This is a genomic window from Rossellomorea vietnamensis (assembly GCF_025398035.1).
Lineage (GTDB): Bacteria > Bacillota > Bacilli > Bacillales > Bacillaceae_B > Rossellomorea > Rossellomorea vietnamensis_B.
Genome location: NZ_CP104558.1, coordinates 2,747,501 through 2,766,320, shown reverse-complemented (window position 1 = coordinate 2,766,320; position 18,820 = coordinate 2,747,501). Strand labels below are relative to the sequence as shown.

General features: G+C 45.7%; 18 protein-coding genes and 2 tRNA genes (1 of these 20 only partly in view). 18 read left to right on the top strand and 2 right to left on the bottom strand.

The features are described from left to right. Nucleotides 1-36: 36 nt before the first annotated feature. A tRNA-Glu gene (locus N5C46_RS14310) sits at nt 37-108 on the bottom strand. A gap of 9 nt (nt 109-117) precedes the next feature. Further along, nucleotides 118-194 (bottom strand) — tRNA-Met (locus N5C46_RS14305). 289 nt (nt 195-483) lie between these two features. Between N5C46_RS14305 and spoIIE the strand changes: the two genes are divergently transcribed. The 18 genes from spoIIE to lysS form a co-directional block, all read left to right on the top strand. Next, a complete protein-coding gene (spoIIE, locus tag N5C46_RS14300; RefSeq protein ID WP_034762993.1) occupies nt 484-2,970 on the top strand; it encodes a stage II sporulation protein E in 2,487 nt (828 codons plus the stop codon). A 91-nt stretch (nt 2,971-3,061) separates the two neighbouring features. Beyond that, the gene (locus N5C46_RS14295; protein WP_261749127.1) at nt 3,062-3,802 is read left to right on the top strand and encodes a VWA domain-containing protein; all 741 of its coding nucleotides are present in this window, start codon (nt 3,062-3,064) and stop codon (nt 3,800-3,802) included. Beyond that, nucleotides 3,771-4,778 (top strand): serine/threonine-protein kinase, encoded by a 1,008-nt coding sequence (locus tag N5C46_RS14290; protein WP_261752358.1) that lies wholly within the window; start codon nt 3,771-3,773, stop codon nt 4,776-4,778. The genes N5C46_RS14295 and N5C46_RS14290 overlap by 32 nt, the downstream gene beginning before the upstream one ends. A 68-nt stretch (nt 4,779-4,846) precedes the next feature. Beyond that, nucleotides 4,847-6,250: a tRNA lysidine(34) synthetase TilS gene (gene tilS, locus N5C46_RS14285; protein ID WP_261749126.1), complete on the top strand. Its 1,404-nt coding sequence runs from the start codon at nt 4,847-4,849 to the stop codon at nt 6,248-6,250. Between the two features lie 3 nt (nt 6,251-6,253). Then, nucleotides 6,254-6,802, top strand: coding sequence for a hypoxanthine phosphoribosyltransferase (gene hpt / locus N5C46_RS14280; protein ID WP_034762998.1), 549 nt, complete (start codon nt 6,254-6,256; stop codon nt 6,800-6,802). A gap of 103 nt (nt 6,803-6,905) precedes the next feature. Continuing rightward, on the top strand, nt 6,906-8,867 hold the full coding sequence (ftsH, locus tag N5C46_RS14275; RefSeq protein ID WP_261749125.1) for an ATP-dependent zinc metalloprotease FtsH: 1,962 nt from the start codon (nt 6,906-6,908) through the stop codon (nt 8,865-8,867). A gap of 399 nt (nt 8,868-9,266) precedes the next feature. Further along, the gene (locus N5C46_RS14270; RefSeq protein ID WP_179126166.1) at nt 9,267-10,034 is read left to right on the top strand and encodes a type III pantothenate kinase; all 768 of its coding nucleotides are present in this window, start codon (nt 9,267-9,269) and stop codon (nt 10,032-10,034) included. 19 nt (nt 10,035-10,053) lie between these two features. Beyond that, nucleotides 10,054-10,935 (top strand): Hsp33 family molecular chaperone HslO, encoded by an 882-nt coding sequence (gene hslO, locus N5C46_RS14265; RefSeq protein WP_261749124.1) that lies wholly within the window; start codon nt 10,054-10,056, stop codon nt 10,933-10,935. Nucleotides 10,936-10,960: 25 nt separating this feature from the next. Further along, nucleotides 10,961-11,842, top strand: coding sequence for a peptidyl-prolyl cis-trans isomerase (locus N5C46_RS14260; protein ID WP_229597153.1), 882 nt, complete (start codon nt 10,961-10,963; stop codon nt 11,840-11,842). 231 nt (nt 11,843-12,073) lie between these two features. Next, nucleotides 12,074-13,003, top strand: coding sequence for a cysteine synthase A (cysK, locus tag N5C46_RS14255; protein ID WP_261749123.1), 930 nt, complete (start codon nt 12,074-12,076; stop codon nt 13,001-13,003). A gap of 160 nt (nt 13,004-13,163) precedes the next feature. Further along, the gene (gene pabB, locus N5C46_RS14250) at nt 13,164-14,564 is read left to right on the top strand and encodes an aminodeoxychorismate synthase, component I (protein ID WP_420720415.1); all 1,401 of its coding nucleotides are present in this window, start codon (nt 13,164-13,166) and stop codon (nt 14,562-14,564) included. Next, nucleotides 14,561-15,145 carry an aminodeoxychorismate/anthranilate synthase component II gene (gene pabA, locus N5C46_RS14245; protein ID WP_261749122.1) on the top strand — a complete coding sequence of 195 codons (585 nt, stop codon included), beginning with the start codon at nt 14,561-14,563 and terminating at the stop codon, nt 15,143-15,145. The genes pabB and pabA overlap by 4 nt, the downstream gene beginning before the upstream one ends. Nucleotides 15,146-15,148: 3 nt before the next feature. Beyond that, the gene (gene pabC / locus N5C46_RS14240; RefSeq protein WP_261749121.1) at nt 15,149-16,018 is read left to right on the top strand and encodes an aminodeoxychorismate lyase; all 870 of its coding nucleotides are present in this window, start codon (nt 15,149-15,151) and stop codon (nt 16,016-16,018) included. Between the two features lie 52 nt (nt 16,019-16,070). Continuing rightward, nucleotides 16,071-16,844: a dihydropteroate synthase gene (gene folP, locus N5C46_RS14235; RefSeq protein ID WP_261752356.1), complete on the top strand. Its 774-nt coding sequence runs from the start codon at nt 16,071-16,073 to the stop codon at nt 16,842-16,844. Further along, the gene (gene folB / locus N5C46_RS14230) at nt 16,837-17,196 is read left to right on the top strand and encodes a dihydroneopterin aldolase (RefSeq protein ID WP_034763016.1); all 360 of its coding nucleotides are present in this window, start codon (nt 16,837-16,839) and stop codon (nt 17,194-17,196) included. The genes folP and folB overlap by 8 nt, the downstream gene beginning before the upstream one ends. 1 nt (nt 17,197) lies before the next feature. Then, entirely contained in the window at nt 17,198-17,722 is a 525-nt protein-coding gene (gene folK / locus N5C46_RS14225; protein WP_261749120.1) for a 2-amino-4-hydroxy-6-hydroxymethyldihydropteridine diphosphokinase, read from the top strand. After that, a complete protein-coding gene (locus N5C46_RS14220) occupies nt 17,674-17,898 on the top strand; it encodes a helix-turn-helix domain-containing protein (protein ID WP_261749119.1) in 225 nt (74 codons plus the stop codon). The genes folK and N5C46_RS14220 overlap by 49 nt, the downstream gene beginning before the upstream one ends. A gap of 239 nt (nt 17,899-18,137) precedes the next feature. Beyond that, on the top strand, nt 18,138-18,820 hold the 5' portion of the coding sequence (gene lysS / locus N5C46_RS14215) for a lysine--tRNA ligase (RefSeq protein ID WP_229597157.1). Its footprint extends 814 nt past the window's final position; the window shows 683 of its 1,497 coding nt (coding positions 1-683); it begins with the start codon at nt 18,138-18,140; its stop codon lies off the right edge, out of view.

Here is an 18,820-nt window from a genome sequence, read left to right as displayed (position 1 = left end):
ACAAAAAAGACTATCATCATGATAGTCTTTTTTCTATGACCCGTACGGGATTCGAACCCGTGTTACCGCCGTGAAAGGGCGGTGTCTTAACCGCTTGACCAACGGGCCGACACAATATGGTAGCGGCGGAGGGGATCGAACCCCCGACCTCACGGGTATGAACCGTACGCTCTAGCCAGCTGAGCTACACCGCCATATGGATATGCGCCTTTTTGGCACAAAAACTATGATACCGAGAAAGGGTTTGCTTGTCAATATACAATCGTAAAGAAATTGTCAAAATTCCCTTAAGCAACGATACGTAAGGAATGGGAAAGAAAAAACACGGGAATAAACGGGAATGCCTCGTGAATATTCTGAATATTTTACCGGAAACCATAGAAAGACGTCGAAACATTCTTGGAATGCATTCCCTCATTTTGACAAAGTTTTGAGCTTGTACCCTTTATACTGAACAAAAAAGAAATGGGGAGTGTTTCATACATGGGGAAAGTCGATCAGTCGATCATCGAACCAGTTCAGAACGTAGACATTGAACACACGAGGGTGGAACTGTCCAAGGGGATCCGGTCCATTTATTCAAAGCTTGAGTGGTTATTCGTAGAAAAGGGGGTTGCTCTATTCGTCATCGGGTTTCTCCTCGGAAGAGCTTTAATCCTTTCACATCTGACACCTTTTGCTCTGCCATTCTTTGCATCGGTTTATATCATACGGAGAGAGAAGTCACCGATTGCACTCATGGGATTGCTGGCAGGAGCGCTCACCTTATCCATTCCTAGTATCAGTTATACGTTTGTCAGTGCGGTATTATTCCTGTTAACGTATCGATTATCGCAAAAATATCACAAGAATAATGTAAGGGTTGTCGCCTTCTATGTGTTCTTTACAGTGATGGCTGCAAAGCTTGGGTTCGATTATATCCAACAGGGACAGGCCTTGACGATCTATAACGGGGTCATGGCGGTCATTGAAGCAAGCCTCGCGTTTCTCTTAACGTATATCTTCATCCAGAGCGTCCCCCTTGTCACGGTACAGCGCAGAAGGAAATCACTGAAAACAGAAGAGGTGGTGAGCTTGATCATCCTCCTGGCCTCGATCATGACGGGAACGATCGGATGGTCAGTATATAATCTGTCTGTAGAACATGTGTTATCAAGATATCTGGTACTGCTGTTTTCCTTTATTGCAGGGGCCACAGTGGGATCGACGGTAGGGGTCGTGACCGGTCTCGTCTTCAGTTTAGCCAACGTTTCAAGCTTTTATCAAATGAGCTTGCTTGCTTTTTCCGGACTTCTGGGCGGACTCATGAAAGAAGGGAAGAAATTCGGAGCGGCAATCGGTTTGTTAATCGCTACATTGCTGATGGGCATGTACGGGGATACGGATACAGTCATAACGAAAACCCTTTATGAATCGGGGGTAGCGATATTACTCCTGTTTCTCACCCCTCAAAGTTTAACGTCTAAAATTGCGAGGCATATACCGGGTACAGCTGAATATCAGCAGGACCAACAGGGGTATATGCGCCGGGTGAGGGATGTGACCGCCAACCGGGTCACCCAATTCTCGTCAGTGTTCCAGGCTCTTTCGAACAGCTTTCAACAAATAGAAGACCGGTTTGAAGAGGAGGAAGATAAAGAATTTGACTATTTTCTCAGCAATGTCACGGAGAAGACCTGCCAAACCTGCTTTAAGAAGGATCAGTGCTGGGCGCGGAATTTTGATAAAACCTATAATCTCATGAAAGAAGTGATGACTGAGTATGATCAGGGAAGGGTCCCCCTTTCCCCGAGACTTGCAAGAGAAGTAGAGAAGCATTGTACGAGAGAGAAGAAGCTGAAGGATACGATCTATCAGGAGCTCACTTTCTATCAGGCCAATCTGAAATTGAAGAAACAGGTCCAGGAAAGTAGGAAGCTTGTGGCTGACCAGTTGCTTGGTGTGTCCGAAGTCATGGGGAATTTTGCGAAAGAAATCCAGAGAGAAAGGGAGAATCATCATATTCAGGAAGAACAGATCCTGGCGAGTATCGGAGAGTTCGGAATCGAGATCGAAAATATAGAAATCTATAATCTGGAGCAAGGGAATGTCGATATCGATATGACCATGCCTTATTGCGGGGGTCACGGACAGGGGGAAAAGCTCATCGCACCCATGTTATCGGATATTCTAGGGGAAAACATCGTCGTACAAAAGGAGGAGTGCGCTCAATTTCCGAACGGTCAGTGTCACGTAACCTTTCAATCTGCCAAGAAATTTGTCGTCGATACAGGGGCATCCCATGCAGCGAAAGGAGGCGGACTGGTTTCGGGAGACAGTTACTCCATGATTGAATTGGGAAGGGGGAAGTATGCCGTTGCGATCAGTGACGGGATGGGGAACGGTGAACGGGCCCATTATGAAAGCAATGAAACACTGAGGCTATTGAAAAAGATCCTGGAGTCGGGGATCGAAGAACAGGTGGCGATCAAGTCCATCAATTCGATTCTTTCCCTCAGAACGAATGATGAAATTTTCTCCACACTGGATTTAGCCATGATCGATCTTCAGAATGCGTCTTCGAGGTTCTTAAAAATAGGTTCGACCCCAAGCTTCATTAAGCGTGGGGATAAAATCCTCAAGGTGGAAGCCAGTAACCTGCCGATGGGGATGCTTCAGCAGGACTTTGATGTCGATGTCGTCTCGGAGCAGTTGAAAGCGGGAGATCTTCTCATCATGATGAGTGACGGTGCCTTTGAGGGACCGAAGCATGTAGAAAATTATGACCTGTGGATGAAGCGAAAGATAAAGGAACTCGAAACCGATGATCCACAGGAAGTGGCAGATATATTAATGGAGGAGGTCATCCGGTCGAGCTCTGGATTAATAGAGGATGATATGACGATTGTGGTATCGAAAATCAAACATAACATACCGAAGTGGTCATCCATCCCCATGCAAAAATCAAAGACGAAAGATAAAATTTCCTAGGGTCCGCACCCTTTAAAATAGTTAACTAGAGTATAAATCCCTCCTTATCCGGCGAAGATGATAACAACTTTAGAATGAGGAGGGGAGTCTGATGAAGCCAGGTACACTTCGTCAAATTCTTTTAATTACGGATGGTTGCTCGAACCAAGGAGAAGATCCAATTGCGATGGCGGCCCTTGCCAAGGAGCAGGGAATTTCGGTCAATGTAATTGGTGTGATGGACAATGATGTAATAGATGATAATGGAATGCAGGAAATCGAAGGGATTGCTCTATCGGGGGGTGGGGTGAGCCAGATCGTATATGCACAACAGCTTTCACAAACGGTACAGATGGTTACGCGTAAAGCCATGACCCAGACCTTGCAGGGAGTTGTGAATAAAGAGTTGAAACAAATCCTCGGGAAATCTGCCTCCATGGAAGACCTTCCACCAGAACAGCGTGGAGAGGTTATGGAAGTCGTGGATGAACTCGGTGAGTCCGTCGATATGGAAGTGTTGATTCTTGTCGATACGTCAGCAAGCATGAAGCACAAGCTTCCGACGGTCAAAGAAGCCTTACTGGATCTGTCATTGAGCTTAAATGCACGTATGGGAGATAACAAGTTTTCTGTGTTTGTATTTCCCGGGAAACGACAAGATGTCGAAAAATTGCTGGATTGGACACCAAGACTTGAAACACTGACGAGTATTTTCTCTAAATTGTCTCCAGGCGGTATCACTCCAACCGGGCCGGCGATCTCAGAGGCCATCACACACTTTAAGAAAAAACGTTCATTAAGGGGATTGCTCTCTCGTGGCGATGATGAACAATACTTCGAAGAAACCATTTAGTTTTCCCCCTGGAACAGTTATAAGAGGCAAGTGGTATAAACATATCTATACGATTGTAAAAGAATTGGGGTATGGGGCGAACGGGATTGTCTATCTTGTGCAAGGGTCCTCAGGTTACCAGGCGTTGAAAATGAGTGACAGCAATGTATCGATTACATCTGAAGTCAATGTATTAAAAGCTTTCTCAAAGGTCCAAGGTTCCCCCCTTGGGCCCAAGCTTCTTGATGTGGATGATTGGGAGGTAAGGGGTCAAAAAATCCATTTCTACGTGATGGAATATATACAGGGAACCGATCTCCTGTCGTTTGTTCAATCAAAGGGATTCTCCTGGACGGGTGTCCTCGTCGCCCAGCTCCTGACAGACCTGGAGCGGATTCATAAGGAAGGATGGGTCTTTGGGGATTTAAAGCCTGAAAACTTAATTGTGACGGGTCCTCCTTACAGAATTCGCTGCATAGACGTCGGGGGGACGACCATTAATGGCCGGGCGATCAAGGAGTTTACGGAGTTTTTTGATAGAGGATATTGGATCGGGGGATCCAGAAGGGCAGAACCTTCTTATGATCTTTTCTCAGTAGGGATGATCCTTATCAATTTGGCCTATCCAACGCGTTTCACCAAGACCGGTGAAGGGAATATAAAACAACTGAGGCAGGCTGTGGATTCCAAGGACCAGCTGAAAAAGTTTGCAGGGACGATCCTTGCTTCCCTCGAAGGCAAATTTCAATCTGCCAATGAAATGAGAGAGAGTCTTTTACATGGACTTTCTAATGCCCAGCCGGTGCAGCAGCCGAAACCTAAACCAAAGGCCCAAAGATCTGTTCCGCAAAGCTCTACTGTAAGAGCATCTTCCCCCCACCCAAGCAGATATCAAAATCAGCGGAATAAAAATTCTAGTCACTTTCTGGAGACTGTTCTTGTAGTGATCATAGTATCGCTCCTGTACGTTTTGTATATTTATGGAGAATTGCTGTAGCGTAACGGTGTGAGAAACCAGTAGAAATTGATACAATGGGGAAAATGGTTTTAGGAAGAGGAAGCACAATGTTAGAGCATACGACAAAACGATTCATTCAAGATCACCGGCTCATTCAAAAGGGCGACCGCATTCTGGTAGCAGTATCAGGCGGTCCTGATTCCCTCGCTCTGCTGCACTTTCTTGACTCGAACAAAGGAGAGTTAGGGGTGGAAGTGGCGGCGGCCCATCTGGATCATATGTTCAGGGGGGACGAATCCTTTCAGGAGTTTCAGTTCGTCCGGGATTTCTGTCATCAGCGGAATATCCCCTTTTACGGAGAAAGAGTGGATGTTTCAAAGGAAATCGAAGCGGTAAATGGAAGCATGCAGGATATGGCCCGAAAGATTCGTTATGGGTTTCTTGAAGGTGTCATGAGAGAGATGTCTGCCACTAAGCTTGCCCTGGGTCATCACGGGGATGATCAAGTCGAAACCATCCTGATGAAATTGACAAGAGGGGCATCGGGGGCGAGTAGAGCCGGCATACCTCTGAAACGATCATTTGCTGATGGTGACATTATCCGGCCGTTCCTGACTGTGACGAAACTGGAGATCGAGAACTATTGTGAAAGACATGATCTTGAGCCGCGAAGAGATCCCAGTAACCAGAAGGAAGTTTATACAAGGAATCGGTTTAGAAAGAGAATCCTTCCATTCTTAAAACAGGAAAACCCTCATGTTCATCTTCAATTCCAACGTTTTAGTGAAGAATTGGCAGAAGATGAGGCATATTTAGAGGAATTAACTAAGGAAAAGTTGAATAAGGTATGGAATAACACCGGGGATCACTCCTCCATACATATCGATGGTTTTCTTGCAATGGCTCAGCCTTTACAAAGAAGAGGGATTAATCTAATATTAAACTATCTTTACAAACTAAGACCATCTTCCTTATCGTCTATACATATTTACGATGTATTGGGTATTTTAAAAGGAAAAGCGCCGAATGCCAGCATAGACTTACCAAAGGGGCTTAAGGTAACACGTGCGTATCATACATGCTATTTTCACTTTGGAGAATTAGCCTTAACCGAGGTTCCCTATTGTTATGAGCTGCAGGTTGACAAGGGGCTGGACATTCAAGGTGAATATCAGTTTCATCTCTATTCTTCCCCGCACACCCCGGACTGTACCAGTGATGTGATCTATCTTGATCCACGCGCTGTGTCCCTTCCTCTTTACGTGCGAACGAGAAGAAAAGAGGATAGAATGAAAGTGAAGGGGATGGAAGGCTCCAAGAAGCTGAAAAACCTCTTTATCGATCATAAACTTCCCGCTCACCTTCGTGAGGAGTGGCCGGTTGTAGTGGACGCTGAACAACATATACTGTGGGTTCCGGGCATGAAGAAGTCTATTTACGATTTGGGAGAAGAGCAGGAAAATAGTTTAGTACTACAATTTACAAGCAATCATCTTCTAGGAGGCAGTTGAACATTGTTAAACCAAGATATTGAGAAAGTGTTAATTTCAGAAGAAGAACTTCAAGAAAAGATCAAAGCGTTAGGTGCACAATTAACAGAGGAATATCAAGATCGTTTTCCTTTGGCGATTGGCGTTTTAAAAGGTGCGATGCCCTTTATGGCTGACCTTTGCAAGCGCATGGATACCCATATGGAAATGGATTTCATGGATGTATCCAGCTACGGGAACTCTACTGTCTCTTCCGGAGAAGTAAAGATTGTGAAAGATTTAGATACCAAGGTGGAAGGCCGGGATATCCTCATCATTGAAGATATCATCGACAGCGGGTTGACATTAAGCTACTTGGTGGAGCTTTTCCGCTATCGTAAGGCAAAATCCATCAGCATTGTGACTCTGCTTGACAAGCCGACAGGTCGTAAAGCAGATATCAAAGCGGACTATGTGGGCTTTATTGTTCCTGACGAGTTCGTGGTCGGATATGGTCTCGATTACGCGGAAAGATATCGTAATCTGCCGTATATCGGTGTTTTAAAACCAAGAGTGTATACAACGGGAGAATAAGTATATTCTAAAGAGGAATCTTGCAAGTGCAATTTGTTGTAATGCCATGATTTTCTATGATACTATTTTACTTAGTTTGTTTACCCGTGGGAGGAGGTAAGGGATGAACCGGATCTTTCGAAACACCATATTCTATTTACTAGTCTTTTTAGTGATTATAGGTGTGGTGAGTTATTTCAGCAACAACAACGAGCCAACCAAAAATATTGAGTACAGTACATTTATTAATAACCTTGAAGACGGAGATGTTTCTTCTTTTTCAATTCAGCCTGGCAGAGGTGTTTATGAAGTAAAAGGACAAATGGAAGGGGCTAAAGAAGGAGAGTACTTCTTGACCTATGTCCTTACCACAGATGGAAAGCTGATGGATAAGATCAATACTGCGGCATCGGAGCAAGGCATCGATGTGGAAGTATTACAGGCCAAGGAAACAAGCGGCTGGGTATCTTTCTTCACAACCATCATTCCGTTTGTCATCATCTTCATTCTGTTCTTCTTCTTACTTAACCAAGCTCAAGGCGGCGGAAGCCGTGTCATGAACTTCGGTAAGAGTAAGGCAAAGCTTTACAGTGAAGAGAAGAAGAAAGTCCGCTTTAAAGATGTAGCGGGCGCAGATGAAGAAAAGCAGGAGCTTGTAGAGGTAGTGGAATTCTTAAAGGATCCACGCAAGTTCTCTGAAGTGGGTGCCCGCATTCCGAAGGGTGTCCTTCTAGTGGGACCTCCGGGTACAGGTAAAACCTTACTTGCACGAGCGGTAGCTGGAGAAGCGGGAGTTCCATTCTTCTCAATCAGTGGTTCCGACTTCGTTGAGATGTTTGTCGGTGTCGGTGCATCTCGTGTACGTGACTTATTCGAAAACGCGAAGAAGAACGCGCCTTGTATCATCTTCATTGATGAGATTGATGCAGTCGGTCGTCAGCGTGGAGCAGGCTTGGGCGGAGGTCACGATGAGCGTGAGCAAACCCTGAACCAGTTACTTGTTGAGATGGATGGTTTCGGAGCGAACGAAGGAATCATCATCGTCGCTGCAACGAACAGACCAGACATTCTGGATCCGGCATTATTGCGTCCAGGACGTTTCGACCGTCAAATCACAGTAGATCGTCCAGACTTAAAAGGTCGTGAAGCTGTCCTTAAAGTACATTCTCATAATAAACCGCTTGATGATTCAGTCGATCTAAAAGCGATTGCCATGAGAACACCAGGTTTCTCCGGAGCCGATTTGGAAAACCTTCTGAACGAAGCGGCACTTGTTGCGGCCCGTGAGGACAAAAAGAAAATCGATATGCGTGATATCGACGAAGCAACCGACCGTGTCATTGCAGGTCCTGCGAAGAAGAGCCGCGTCATATCTGAAAAAGAACGTAAAATCGTGGCATTCCATGAAGCGGGTCATACCGTGATCGGATTAGTCCTTGATGAAGCTGACATGGTACATAAAGTAACCATCGTTCCTCGTGGGCAGGCTGGCGGCTACGCTGTCATGCTTCCTAAAGAAGATCGTTACTTCATGACGAAGCCTGAGCTTCTTGATAAGATTACCGGGTTACTTGGTGGTCGTGTGGCAGAGGAAATCATCTTCGGAGATGTATCCACCGGTGCACACAATGACTTCCAACGTGCCACTGGAATCGCCCGTAAAATGGTCACTGAATATGGTATGAGTGACAAGCTCGGACCACTTCAGTTCGGTCAATCCCAAGGTGGTCAAGTATTCCTTGGACGTGACATCAATAGTGAACAAAACTATTCTGATGCCATCGCGTATGAAATTGACTTAGAAATGCAGCGTCTGATTAAAGACAGCTATGAGAGAGCGAAGCAGATTCTTACTGAGAACCGTGACAAGCTTGAACTCATTGCCAAAACTTTATTAGATGTAGAAACATTAGACGCAGCGCAAATCAAGTCTCTAATGGATCACGGCAAATTGCCTGAACGCACGTATGAATCCGATCAGGACAACAGTGACGTGAAGGTGAACATCCAGAAGAAAAATGAAGAAACTGCGATCGTAGAAGACACGACTTCCAAAGAAGACGACTCTAACTCAGATCGCACGTAAATAAAGAAGGATGCATCCATTCGTGGGTGCATTCTTTTTTGATTACTAAATCAAAATGGTACCAAAAGGCAATTAATAACTAGGAAGTCACAGTCAAAATGGAGAAGCACAGAGTGGATTGTAGCGGAAGGCACTTGACTCCAGCGGGAAAAAGAGGAAAGGTCGAGACCCCGCAGGGCGAAGCCCGAGGAGGCTCGACTTCCTCCCCGTGGAAAGCAAGTGCCTGGAGCGGAAAGGAACGGTCAAAGTTTTCCCGCTGTCACTTATGGAAGTGGATTTTTTGGAATTTATACAAAATAAATGGACCTAACCAAGCAGATTGCGCTTTTATACCTATTTAAAATAAATTATGGTATGATGTTGGCAGTGTGAAAACAATTGGCTTAGTAGGTGAGGATATTGATTTTTGTAATGGATGTAGGGAATACCAATATTGTGTTTGGTGTGTATGAAAATGACCATTTAAAATATCATTGGAGAGCTGAAACGAATCGACATAAGACGGAAGATGAGTTTGGCATGCTTGTAAAGAATCTATTTGAGCATGTGAATCTGACGTTTGAGGAAATTGACGGGATCATCATTTCTTCCGTTGTCCCTCCAATCATGTTCAGTTTGGAACGCATGTGCGAGAAGTATTTTCATATTACTCCGCTTGTCGTTGGACCCGGGATTAAGACAGGCTTGAACATCAAGTACGAAAATCCCAGGGAAGTCGGAGCGGACCGGATCGTAAATGCAGTCGCTGGCATTCACGAGTACGGCGGCCCGCTGATCATCGTTGACTTCGGTACAGCGACGACGTATTGCTATATCAATGAGGAACGACAATATATGGGTGGTGCGATCGCCCCGGGAATAGGGATATCAACGGAGGCCCTGTACTCGAAGGCGGCCAAACTGCCAAGGATCGAAATCGCCCGTCCGGAACAGATCATCGGGAAGAATACCGTCACAGCTATGCAGGCGGGTATCCTTTATGGATATGTCGGACAAGTCGAAGGTATCGTTCAAAGAATGAAAGCACAAAGTAAGAAGGAGCCGACGGTCATTGCAACGGGAGGATTGGCCACGCTGATTTCGAAAGAATCCAACAGCATTGACGTAGTAGATCCATTCTTGACGTTGAAAGGGCTAAAATTAATCTATAAGAGAAACATGAACTAGAGTGAAAGGAGCTACAACCATGAGTGACTATTTAGTAAAGGCGTTAGCCTATGACGGGCAAGTACGTGCGTATGCTGTCAAAAGTACGGATACGGTAGGAGAAGCACAAAGAAGACATGGCACATGGCCGACTGCATCTGCAGCACTTGGTCGAAGCATCAGTGCCGGTGTGATGATGGGGGCTATGCTCAAAGGTGAAAATAAATTGACAATCAAAGTAGAAGGCGGCGGTCCGATTGGAGCCATCCTTGTAGACAGCAATGCAAAAGGTGAGGTCAGAGGATACGTGACCAATCCTCATGTCCACTTTGATTTGAATGAGCACGGAAAGCTTGATGTCCGCCGTGCGGTCGGTACGGAAGGTACGTTATCGGTTGTGAAAGATATCGGTATGAGAGACCATTTCTCTGGTCAGGTTCCGATTGTATCAGGAGAACTAGGGGAAGACTTCACTTATTATTTCGTCACGTCAGAACAAGTGCCTTCTTCTGTCGGGGTCGGAGTGCTGGTCAATCCAGACAACTCGATTCTTGCTGCAGGAGGATTCATCCTTCAGCTTATGCCGGGTACAGAGGATGAGACGATTACAAAGATTGAGGAACGTCTGGCGAAAATCCCTCCAATCTCTAAATTGATTGAAAAAGGCCTAAGTCCAGAAGAGGTATTGGAAGAAGTACTTGGAAAAGGGGAAGTCAAAGTACTTGAGACGCTTCCAGTAGCATTCAAGTGCCAATGCAATAAAGAGCGTTTCTCGAATGCCATCATCAGCCTAGGGGAACAGGAAATTCAAGAGATGATCGATGAAGACGGCAGTGCTGAAGCAAGCTGTCATTTCTGTAATGAAACCTATATATTTTCTAAAGAAGAATTAGAAGAACTGAAAGCAAGCGCTAAGGAATAAATTACATTCAGGGAGAATGGGAGAAATGAGAATTAAACGGTCTGTACTCATGGTGATCATCGGGGTACTGCTTGTCACGAATCTGATCACACTTGTGTGGAACTGGTCCTCGGGGAAAGTCGGTACCCCTGAAGTGGTGGCATCGGTTGGCGGGGAATCCGTGACCCGGGAGGATTGGTTATACGCACTGGAGCAGCAACATGGTAAAGAAGAACTGAGGGCTATGGTCAATCAAAAAGTGATCGACCACCTGGCGAAGAAATACGATATTTCTGTTTCAAATAAAGAAGTGGAACAGGAATACTACCTTATTCAATCCGTTTATAATGCCTATGATGAAGAGAATCTTGAAGATGAAGATACGCTGAAAAAGCAGATCAAATCTGAATTATTATTAGAGGAGCTCATCACGAAGGACGTTCAGGTTCCCGAAAAAGAGATGAAGAAATTCTATGCTCAGAATGAGGAGCAGTATTCAATCCCTAAAATGTATAAGCTGAAGCAATTGAAGGTAGCGGATCAAACAGAAGCGGATCAGGTTCTGAAGGAACTCGATGGCGGATCTAACTTTGAAGCATTGGCCATGGAACGGTCTACCGATGAGCAAAGCGCACATTTAGGAGGGGACATTGGGTATGTTCCCATTGATGGGGATATTCTTTCTCCGGAAGCGAAATCGGAGGTAGAACCCTTATCGCAGGGTGAATGGACATCACCGATTCAACAGGATTCAGACTATGTGATTTATTACGTAGACGGTATTCTGAAGGAGAGGGATTTTTCGTTTAAGGAAGTAAAATCACAAATTCGCAGACAGATTGCTTTAGAACAGGTCGAAACACCGCTTAAGCCTGAATCCTTTTGGGATGAAGTGGACGTCGAGTGGTTTTATGGCAAGCAAGAGTAATGAAGGAGCTGACTTTCGGTCAGCTCCTTTTACATAGTTCGAACCCTTTCAACGTAACATAGGATAAGTGTAAGGTGCATATACATGTAGGTGAGTGAAGAGGGTGTGCCATCGGTGTATGCCGTATAGCAGTGCCCGGAAAAGAAAAGCAATATCGTTGACAAATATATTGAATATTGTTACATTTTATTAAAACCAACAAATTTACTTGGAATTAGGAGTGATGAACGAATGGTGAGAGTAGCCAATTCAATTTCAGAATTAATAGGTCAGACTCCAGTGGTAAAACTGAATCGATTAGTGGATGAGAATAGTGCGGATGTTTATTTGAAATTAGAATACATGAACCCGGGCAGTTCCGTGAAGGACCGGATCGCCCTGGCCATGATTGAAGCAGGGGAAGCTGCAGGTACGATCAAACCTGGGGATACGATCGTTGAGCCGACAAGCGGCAACACGGGTATCGGCCTTGCCATGGTCGCTGCCGCTAAAGGATACCGTTCTTTGCTCGTCATGCCTGATACGATGAGTATGGAAAGGCGCAACCTGTTACGAGCTTACGGTGCTGAACTTGTATTGACGCCGGGTTCTGAAGGGATGAATGGCGCCATTCGCAAAGCGGAAGAGCTGTCGAAAGAAAAAGGTTTCTTCATGCCGCAGCAATTTAAAAACGAAGCAAATCCCAAGGTTCATCGTGAAACGACCGGACCGGAAATCGTGGAACAGATGGGTGATCAGCTCGATGCCTTCATCGCAGGTATCGGTACTGGCGGAACGATTACAGGCGTTGGTGAAGTGTTGAAAAAGCATTATCCATCGGTTGAATTATACGCAGTCGAGCCTTCGGATTCCCCTGTCTTATCAGGAGGAAAGCCGGGTCCTCATAAAATTCAGGGAATCGGAGCCGGATTCATCCCTGAGATTTTAGATACAGATGTATATGACCATGTCATACAGGTAGATAAGGATTCAGCTTTTGAGTATGCAAGAAGAGCGGCAAAAGAAGAAGGGATCTTAGGCGGGATTTCCTCCGGAGCAGCCATCTATGCAGCCCTTGAAGTAGCGAAGAAGTTAGGAAAGGGCAAAAAAGTGCTCGCCATCATCCCTAGTAACGGGGAACGCTATTTAAGCACCCCTCTTTACCAATTTGATGAAGAATAGAAACGGATGCCGGATCCTGAAGTGCACGTTGCTTCAGGATCCATTTTTTTATGTTTAAAAAAACCTCTCAGCCCTGCATAATTTCAATTTTTTAACGATGAAACCTTCCTGAAGTTCATGTATCATGAAAGGAGATAAACATTAGGAGTGTGAGGGGTCCGTGCAGCACCTGTATTTTCATAAAAACCATGCAACCAAAGAACATTTTTTCGCAGCATACGAACAGCTCAGTGAGCATCAAACACATCATATTTTGTTAGAAAGCGGACGGGGTGGACGATATAGTGTGGCTGGACTCCAACCTGACGTCGTTTTACAAAGTATTCCGGAAGGTTTGAGAATACAAGACTCTACTGGAGTTGAAGTGATGCATGGAGATCCATTGATTCAATTGGAAAAATGGATGACCCTCCATCGAACGGAAAGAAGAGAGGATCTCCCTGACTTCCAGGGAGGAGTGATCGGTTTTCTTAGTTATGACTATGCAAGAAAGATCGAGAAACTTCCTTCGCTGGGACGTGATGATCTGGAGATTCCCGACCTTTATTTTTACTACCTGAAAGAGTGGGCGGTCTTCGATCATCAGGAGGATTGTTTATGGACAATGATGTTATCCGAGCAAGATCCGGAATCAGCAGAGGCGAAGCTTTCACAGTGGACTGCCTCCTGGGATAATGCCCTGTCATCCATGAATGAAACGAAGAAGGTTCCTGATGACGACATGGCGGATATTGAAGTGTCGATGGATGAGGAAGAATTCTCAGAGGCAGTGAAAAGAATTCAAGCGTATATCTCACAGGGGGATGTCTTTCAGGTGAATTTATCTGTCCGGCAGTCTCAACAGCTGAGAACAGAGCCGTATGAGGTTTATAAAAAGCTTCGGGAATTAAATCCCTCTCCTTATATGAGTTATATCCACAGCCCGGATTTCCAGATTGTTTCCGGGTCACCTGAACTGCTCGTGAAGAAAAAAGGAATGGAAGTAAGCACGAGGCCGATTGCCGGTACCCGCTCACGTGGGAAAGATGCGGAGGAGGATGAAAGACTTGCCCTGGAACTGATCCATAATGAAAAAGAGAGAGCCGAGCATGTGATGCTTGTAGATTTGGAGCGGAATGACCTGGGGAAGGTGTGCGAATACGGGACAGTCGAAGTCAATGAGTTCATGGTGATCGAAAAATATTCCCACGTCATGCACATCGTATCCAATGTCAGGGGCAAACTGGATGAAACCAAGACGGGGGCGGACGTTATTCGATCTGTTTTTCCCGGGGGAACGATTACCGGGGCGCCCAAAGTCAGGACCATGGAGATCATTGAAGAGCTTGAACCGGTCAGGCGGGGCATTTACACAGGCTCCATTGGCTGGATCGGTCTCAATGGAGATATGGAATTGAACATCGTTATACGGACGATGTTTGTCAAAGAAGGAAAAGGTCATATCCAAGCAGGGGCGGGAGTGGTGATCGATTCCAATCCGGCCTACGAATACAAGGAATCCCTCAAAAAAGCGAAAGCCCTCTGGGTCGCGAAGGCAATGGCGGAAGGAGAAAACCTATGATTCTCATGATTGATAACTATGATTCATTCACCTATAATCTTGTGCAATTTTTAGGGGAGCTCGGGGAGGAACTGATCGTGAAGCGAAACGATGAGGTCACCCTCGATGAAATTGAAGCTTTGTCCCCGGATTATTTGATGATTTCTCCGGGTCCGTGCAGCCCGAACGAAGCGGGTGTAAGCCTTGAGGCGATCCGGGCATTTGCCGGGAAGATTCCGATCTTCGGCGTCTGTCTCGGACATCAGTCAATCGCCCAGGTTTTCGGAGGAGATGTCATTCGTGCCGAACGGTTGATGCACGGAAAGGTCTCCCCGATGATCCATGACGGGAAAACTGTGTTTGAAGGGATGCCGAATCCTTTCAATGCAACGAGGTATCATTCACTGATCGTGAAACGGGAGACCCTTCCGGATTGCTTCGACATTTCAGCGGAAACCGCACAGGGAGAGATCATGGCGATCAGACACAAATACCTTCCCGTGGAGGGAGTGCAGTTCCATCCTGAATCCATCATGACGGAGCAGGGGAAGCGGCTGCTCCTTAACTTCCTGAACGCGTATAAAAAAGTGGGGATGGTCTGACCCATGTATCTATATCTAAACGGGGACATCGTACACCAGTCAGAAGCGGTCATTTCTCCATTCGATCACGGTTACTTGTACGGCATGGGAGTATTTGAAACCTTTCGTACCTATGACGGTCATCCCTTTTTACTGAAGGATCATCTGAACAGACTGTCACTTGGGTTAAAGGAATTGAATATTGAAGCCGACCTGGATGAGGAAAGGATCAGGTGGACCATCTCGGAGCTGTTAAAGAAAAACGACCTTAAGGATGCGTATTGCCGGTTCAATGTGTCAGGTGGACCAGGGGAAATCGGCTTGAAGACGACTCCTTATGAGGAGCCAACCGTCATTCTTTTTCAAAAGGAGTTACCGCCTTCCGCCCCATTAAAGGAAAAGGAAGGGGTGGTCCTGAAGCTTAGGAGAAACACTCCGGAAACGGGGGAACGTCTTAAATCCCATCACTACCTGAACAATATGGCGGCAAAAAGGGAACTCGGAGCAGCCGTGGATAAAGAAGGGATCTTTCTGACAAAAGAAGGGTTCCTCTGTGAAGGGATCACCTCCAACCTCTTCTGGGTAAAGGACGGGAGATTATATACGCCGTCGGTGGAAACCGGACTGTTAAACGGGATCACCAGGCAGTTCATCCTGGCTCTTGCCGATCGATTGAATATACCGGTACAGGTCGGGATGTTTGAAAAAGTGGACATGCTTGAAGCGGACGAAGTGTTTTTCACGAATTCCGTTCAAGAGATCATACCGGTAAACAAAATGGATTCTTTACGATTACCGGGACGACATGGAAAGTACGTAGGGCTCTTTCATGAGCAGTACACGAAATATACACGACACTTGAATTCAATACAGGAAATGAAGCGAGGGGGATGACGCATTGAAGTGCGGAACATACGAACTTGATTTTACAGGGAAGACCCTTATCATGGGGATACTGAATATCACTCCCGATTCATTCTCGGACGGCGGGTCTTTCAATGAGTTGGACCGGGCTGTGGATCGGGCGAAAGAAATGGTGGAGATGGGTGCTGATATCATTGATATAGGTGGTGAGTCGACCCGGCCAGGCCATGAGGTCGTTCCTGCCGAAGAAGAGATTTCCAGGGTTGTGCCGATTATTGAAGCGATCTCCCGGGAAGTGAACGTACCAATCTCCATTGACACGAATAAGGCTGCGACGGCAAGAAAAGCGATTGAAGCGGGCGCAAGTATCATTAACGATGTATGGGGTGCGAAAAAGGACCCTGAAATGGCACGGGTAGCAGCAGATACCGGTGCCCCGATCATTCTCATGCATAACCGGGATAATCGGGAATACAGCCACTTCGTCCGGGATGCGATTCAAGATTTGCAGGAGAGCATCTTCATCGCCAAGGGGTCAGGTGTAAAAGATGAACAGATCATCCTCGATCCTGGCATTGGTTTTGCCAAAACAGTAAAATTGAACATAGAAATGATGAGGCAACTGGATGCCATCGTCTCCCTTGGCTATCCGGTCCTGCTCGGAACATCACGGAAATCCATCATCGGACATGTCCTTGATCTCCCTGTTGAGGAGAGGATGGAGGGGACGGGGGCGACAGTTTGCTACGGTATTCAAAAAGGCTGCCACATCGTACGTGTTCATGATGTAAAGGAAATGGCACGCATGGCAAAAATGATGGATGTTCTCGTTGGAAAGGAGAAAAGGTATGGATAAAATTCTATTGAACGAAATGGAGTTTTACGGCTATCACGGTGTATTCCAGGAGGAGAACAAACTTGGACAACGTTTTCGTGTTAGTGTAGAGTTGCATTTGGATTTAAGGAAGTCCGGTCAAAGCGATCAGCTTGAAGACTCCGTAAACTATGCGGAGATCTATTCCATCACCAAAAGTGTTGTGGAAGGAGAACCGAGGAATCTGGTCGAAGCTGTGGCTGAAGACATCTCTTCCCGGATCCTGGAAACATTCAACGCTGTCAAGAGCTGCAAAATCACACTAATCAAGCCTGATCCACCCATTCCTGGTCATTACCGGTCGGTGGCGGTGGAGATTAATAGGAGTCGATAGGATGAATACTGCATATATTTCCCTTGGTTCCAATATGGGAGACAGGGCGGGTTATTTAGAAAAAGCCATAAACATCTTAAGCAGTCATGGTAAGATAGAGGTAACGAAACGATCCTCTCTGTATGAAACAGACCCGGTAGGATTTACAGAACAAGATCAATTTTTGAACATGGTCATCGAAATTCGTACCAGTTTAAGTCCAGAAACTCTATTACATCAGTGCTTGCAGGTGGAAATCGACCTTGGAAGGGAAAGGGAGTTCAAATGGGGTCCGAGGATAATCGACCTCGATATCTTACTCTTTAATCACGAAACGATCGAAGCAGAGAATCTTCTCATCCCTCATCCAAGAATGCAAGAAAGAGCATTTGTATTAATCCCGTTATTAGAGGTGGCTCCGAGTATCGAGCACCCGTCTTTTAATGCCCCGTTGGCTGAATTTCTGGACGAAATACCTGACAAAGAAGGAGTTCGGTTATGGAAACAGATAAATGGGGAAGACGCATACGTGCATTCAGAAAGCTAAAAGGATTTACTCAGGAAAGTTTGGCCAAGGAACTTTCCATCTCCGTTTCGGTCCTTGGAGAAGTGGAAAGAGGGAGTCGGATACCGAAAGAGGATTTCTTGGAGAACGTTGCGGAAGTGCTGGACATTCCATTGAACGATCTGATGCCTCAAGAAGAATCTGACCGTAGTGAGTAAAAGCCGCTTGATTCACCTGTATTCCTTTTTATGTTATTCTAGATAAGGCTGTAACCAATATGTGACCCTGTCACCCAATTGGATCGGCCTTTTTTAGATTTTTTCAATAGGTTTTCGGGCACCTCGACGTACGTTTCTGAAATTACTCATACTTTAGGGGTGTTACAAACATAGATATTGTGTAAAATAGTATGGTATATAACCGTATTAGTCTACTAAAGCAAGCAGATAGAATAGGAGTGAAACACATGAGTCACGAAGAAATCAATGACCAGCTTCGCGTCAGACGCGAAAAGATGGAAGCCATCCGTGAAAAGGGACAGGATCCATTCGGTAAACGATATGATCGCACACACAGTTCATCGGATATCAAATCTCAATTCGATGAGTTTTCTAAAGAGGAACTGGAAGAGAAAGATATCACTGTCACGATCGCAGGCCGTATCATGACGAAGCGTGGAAAAGGTAAAGCGGGATTCGCCCATCTTCAGGATCTGGCTGGACAAGTTCAAATCTATGTTCGTAAAGATGCCATCGGTGAAGAAGCATATGAGGTTTTCAATACAGCAGACCTTGGTGATATCGTAGGGATCACGGGTACTGTATTCAAAACAAAGGTAGGGGAGCTTTCTGTTAAAGCGAAAGAATTCCACCTGCTGACGAAAGCACTTCGCCCGCTTCCTGAAAAATTCCACGGTTTAAAGGACGTTGAACAACGTTATCGTCAACGTTATCTGGACCTGATTACAAGTCAGGAAAGCAAAGAAACGTTCATCGCGCGCAGCCGCATCATTCAATCTATGAGAAGGTACCTTGACAATAACGGTTACCTGGAAGTAGAAACACCAATGATGCACGCAATCGCAGGCGGGGCTTCTGCCCGTCCATTCAATACACACCATAACGCTCTTGATATGCCTCT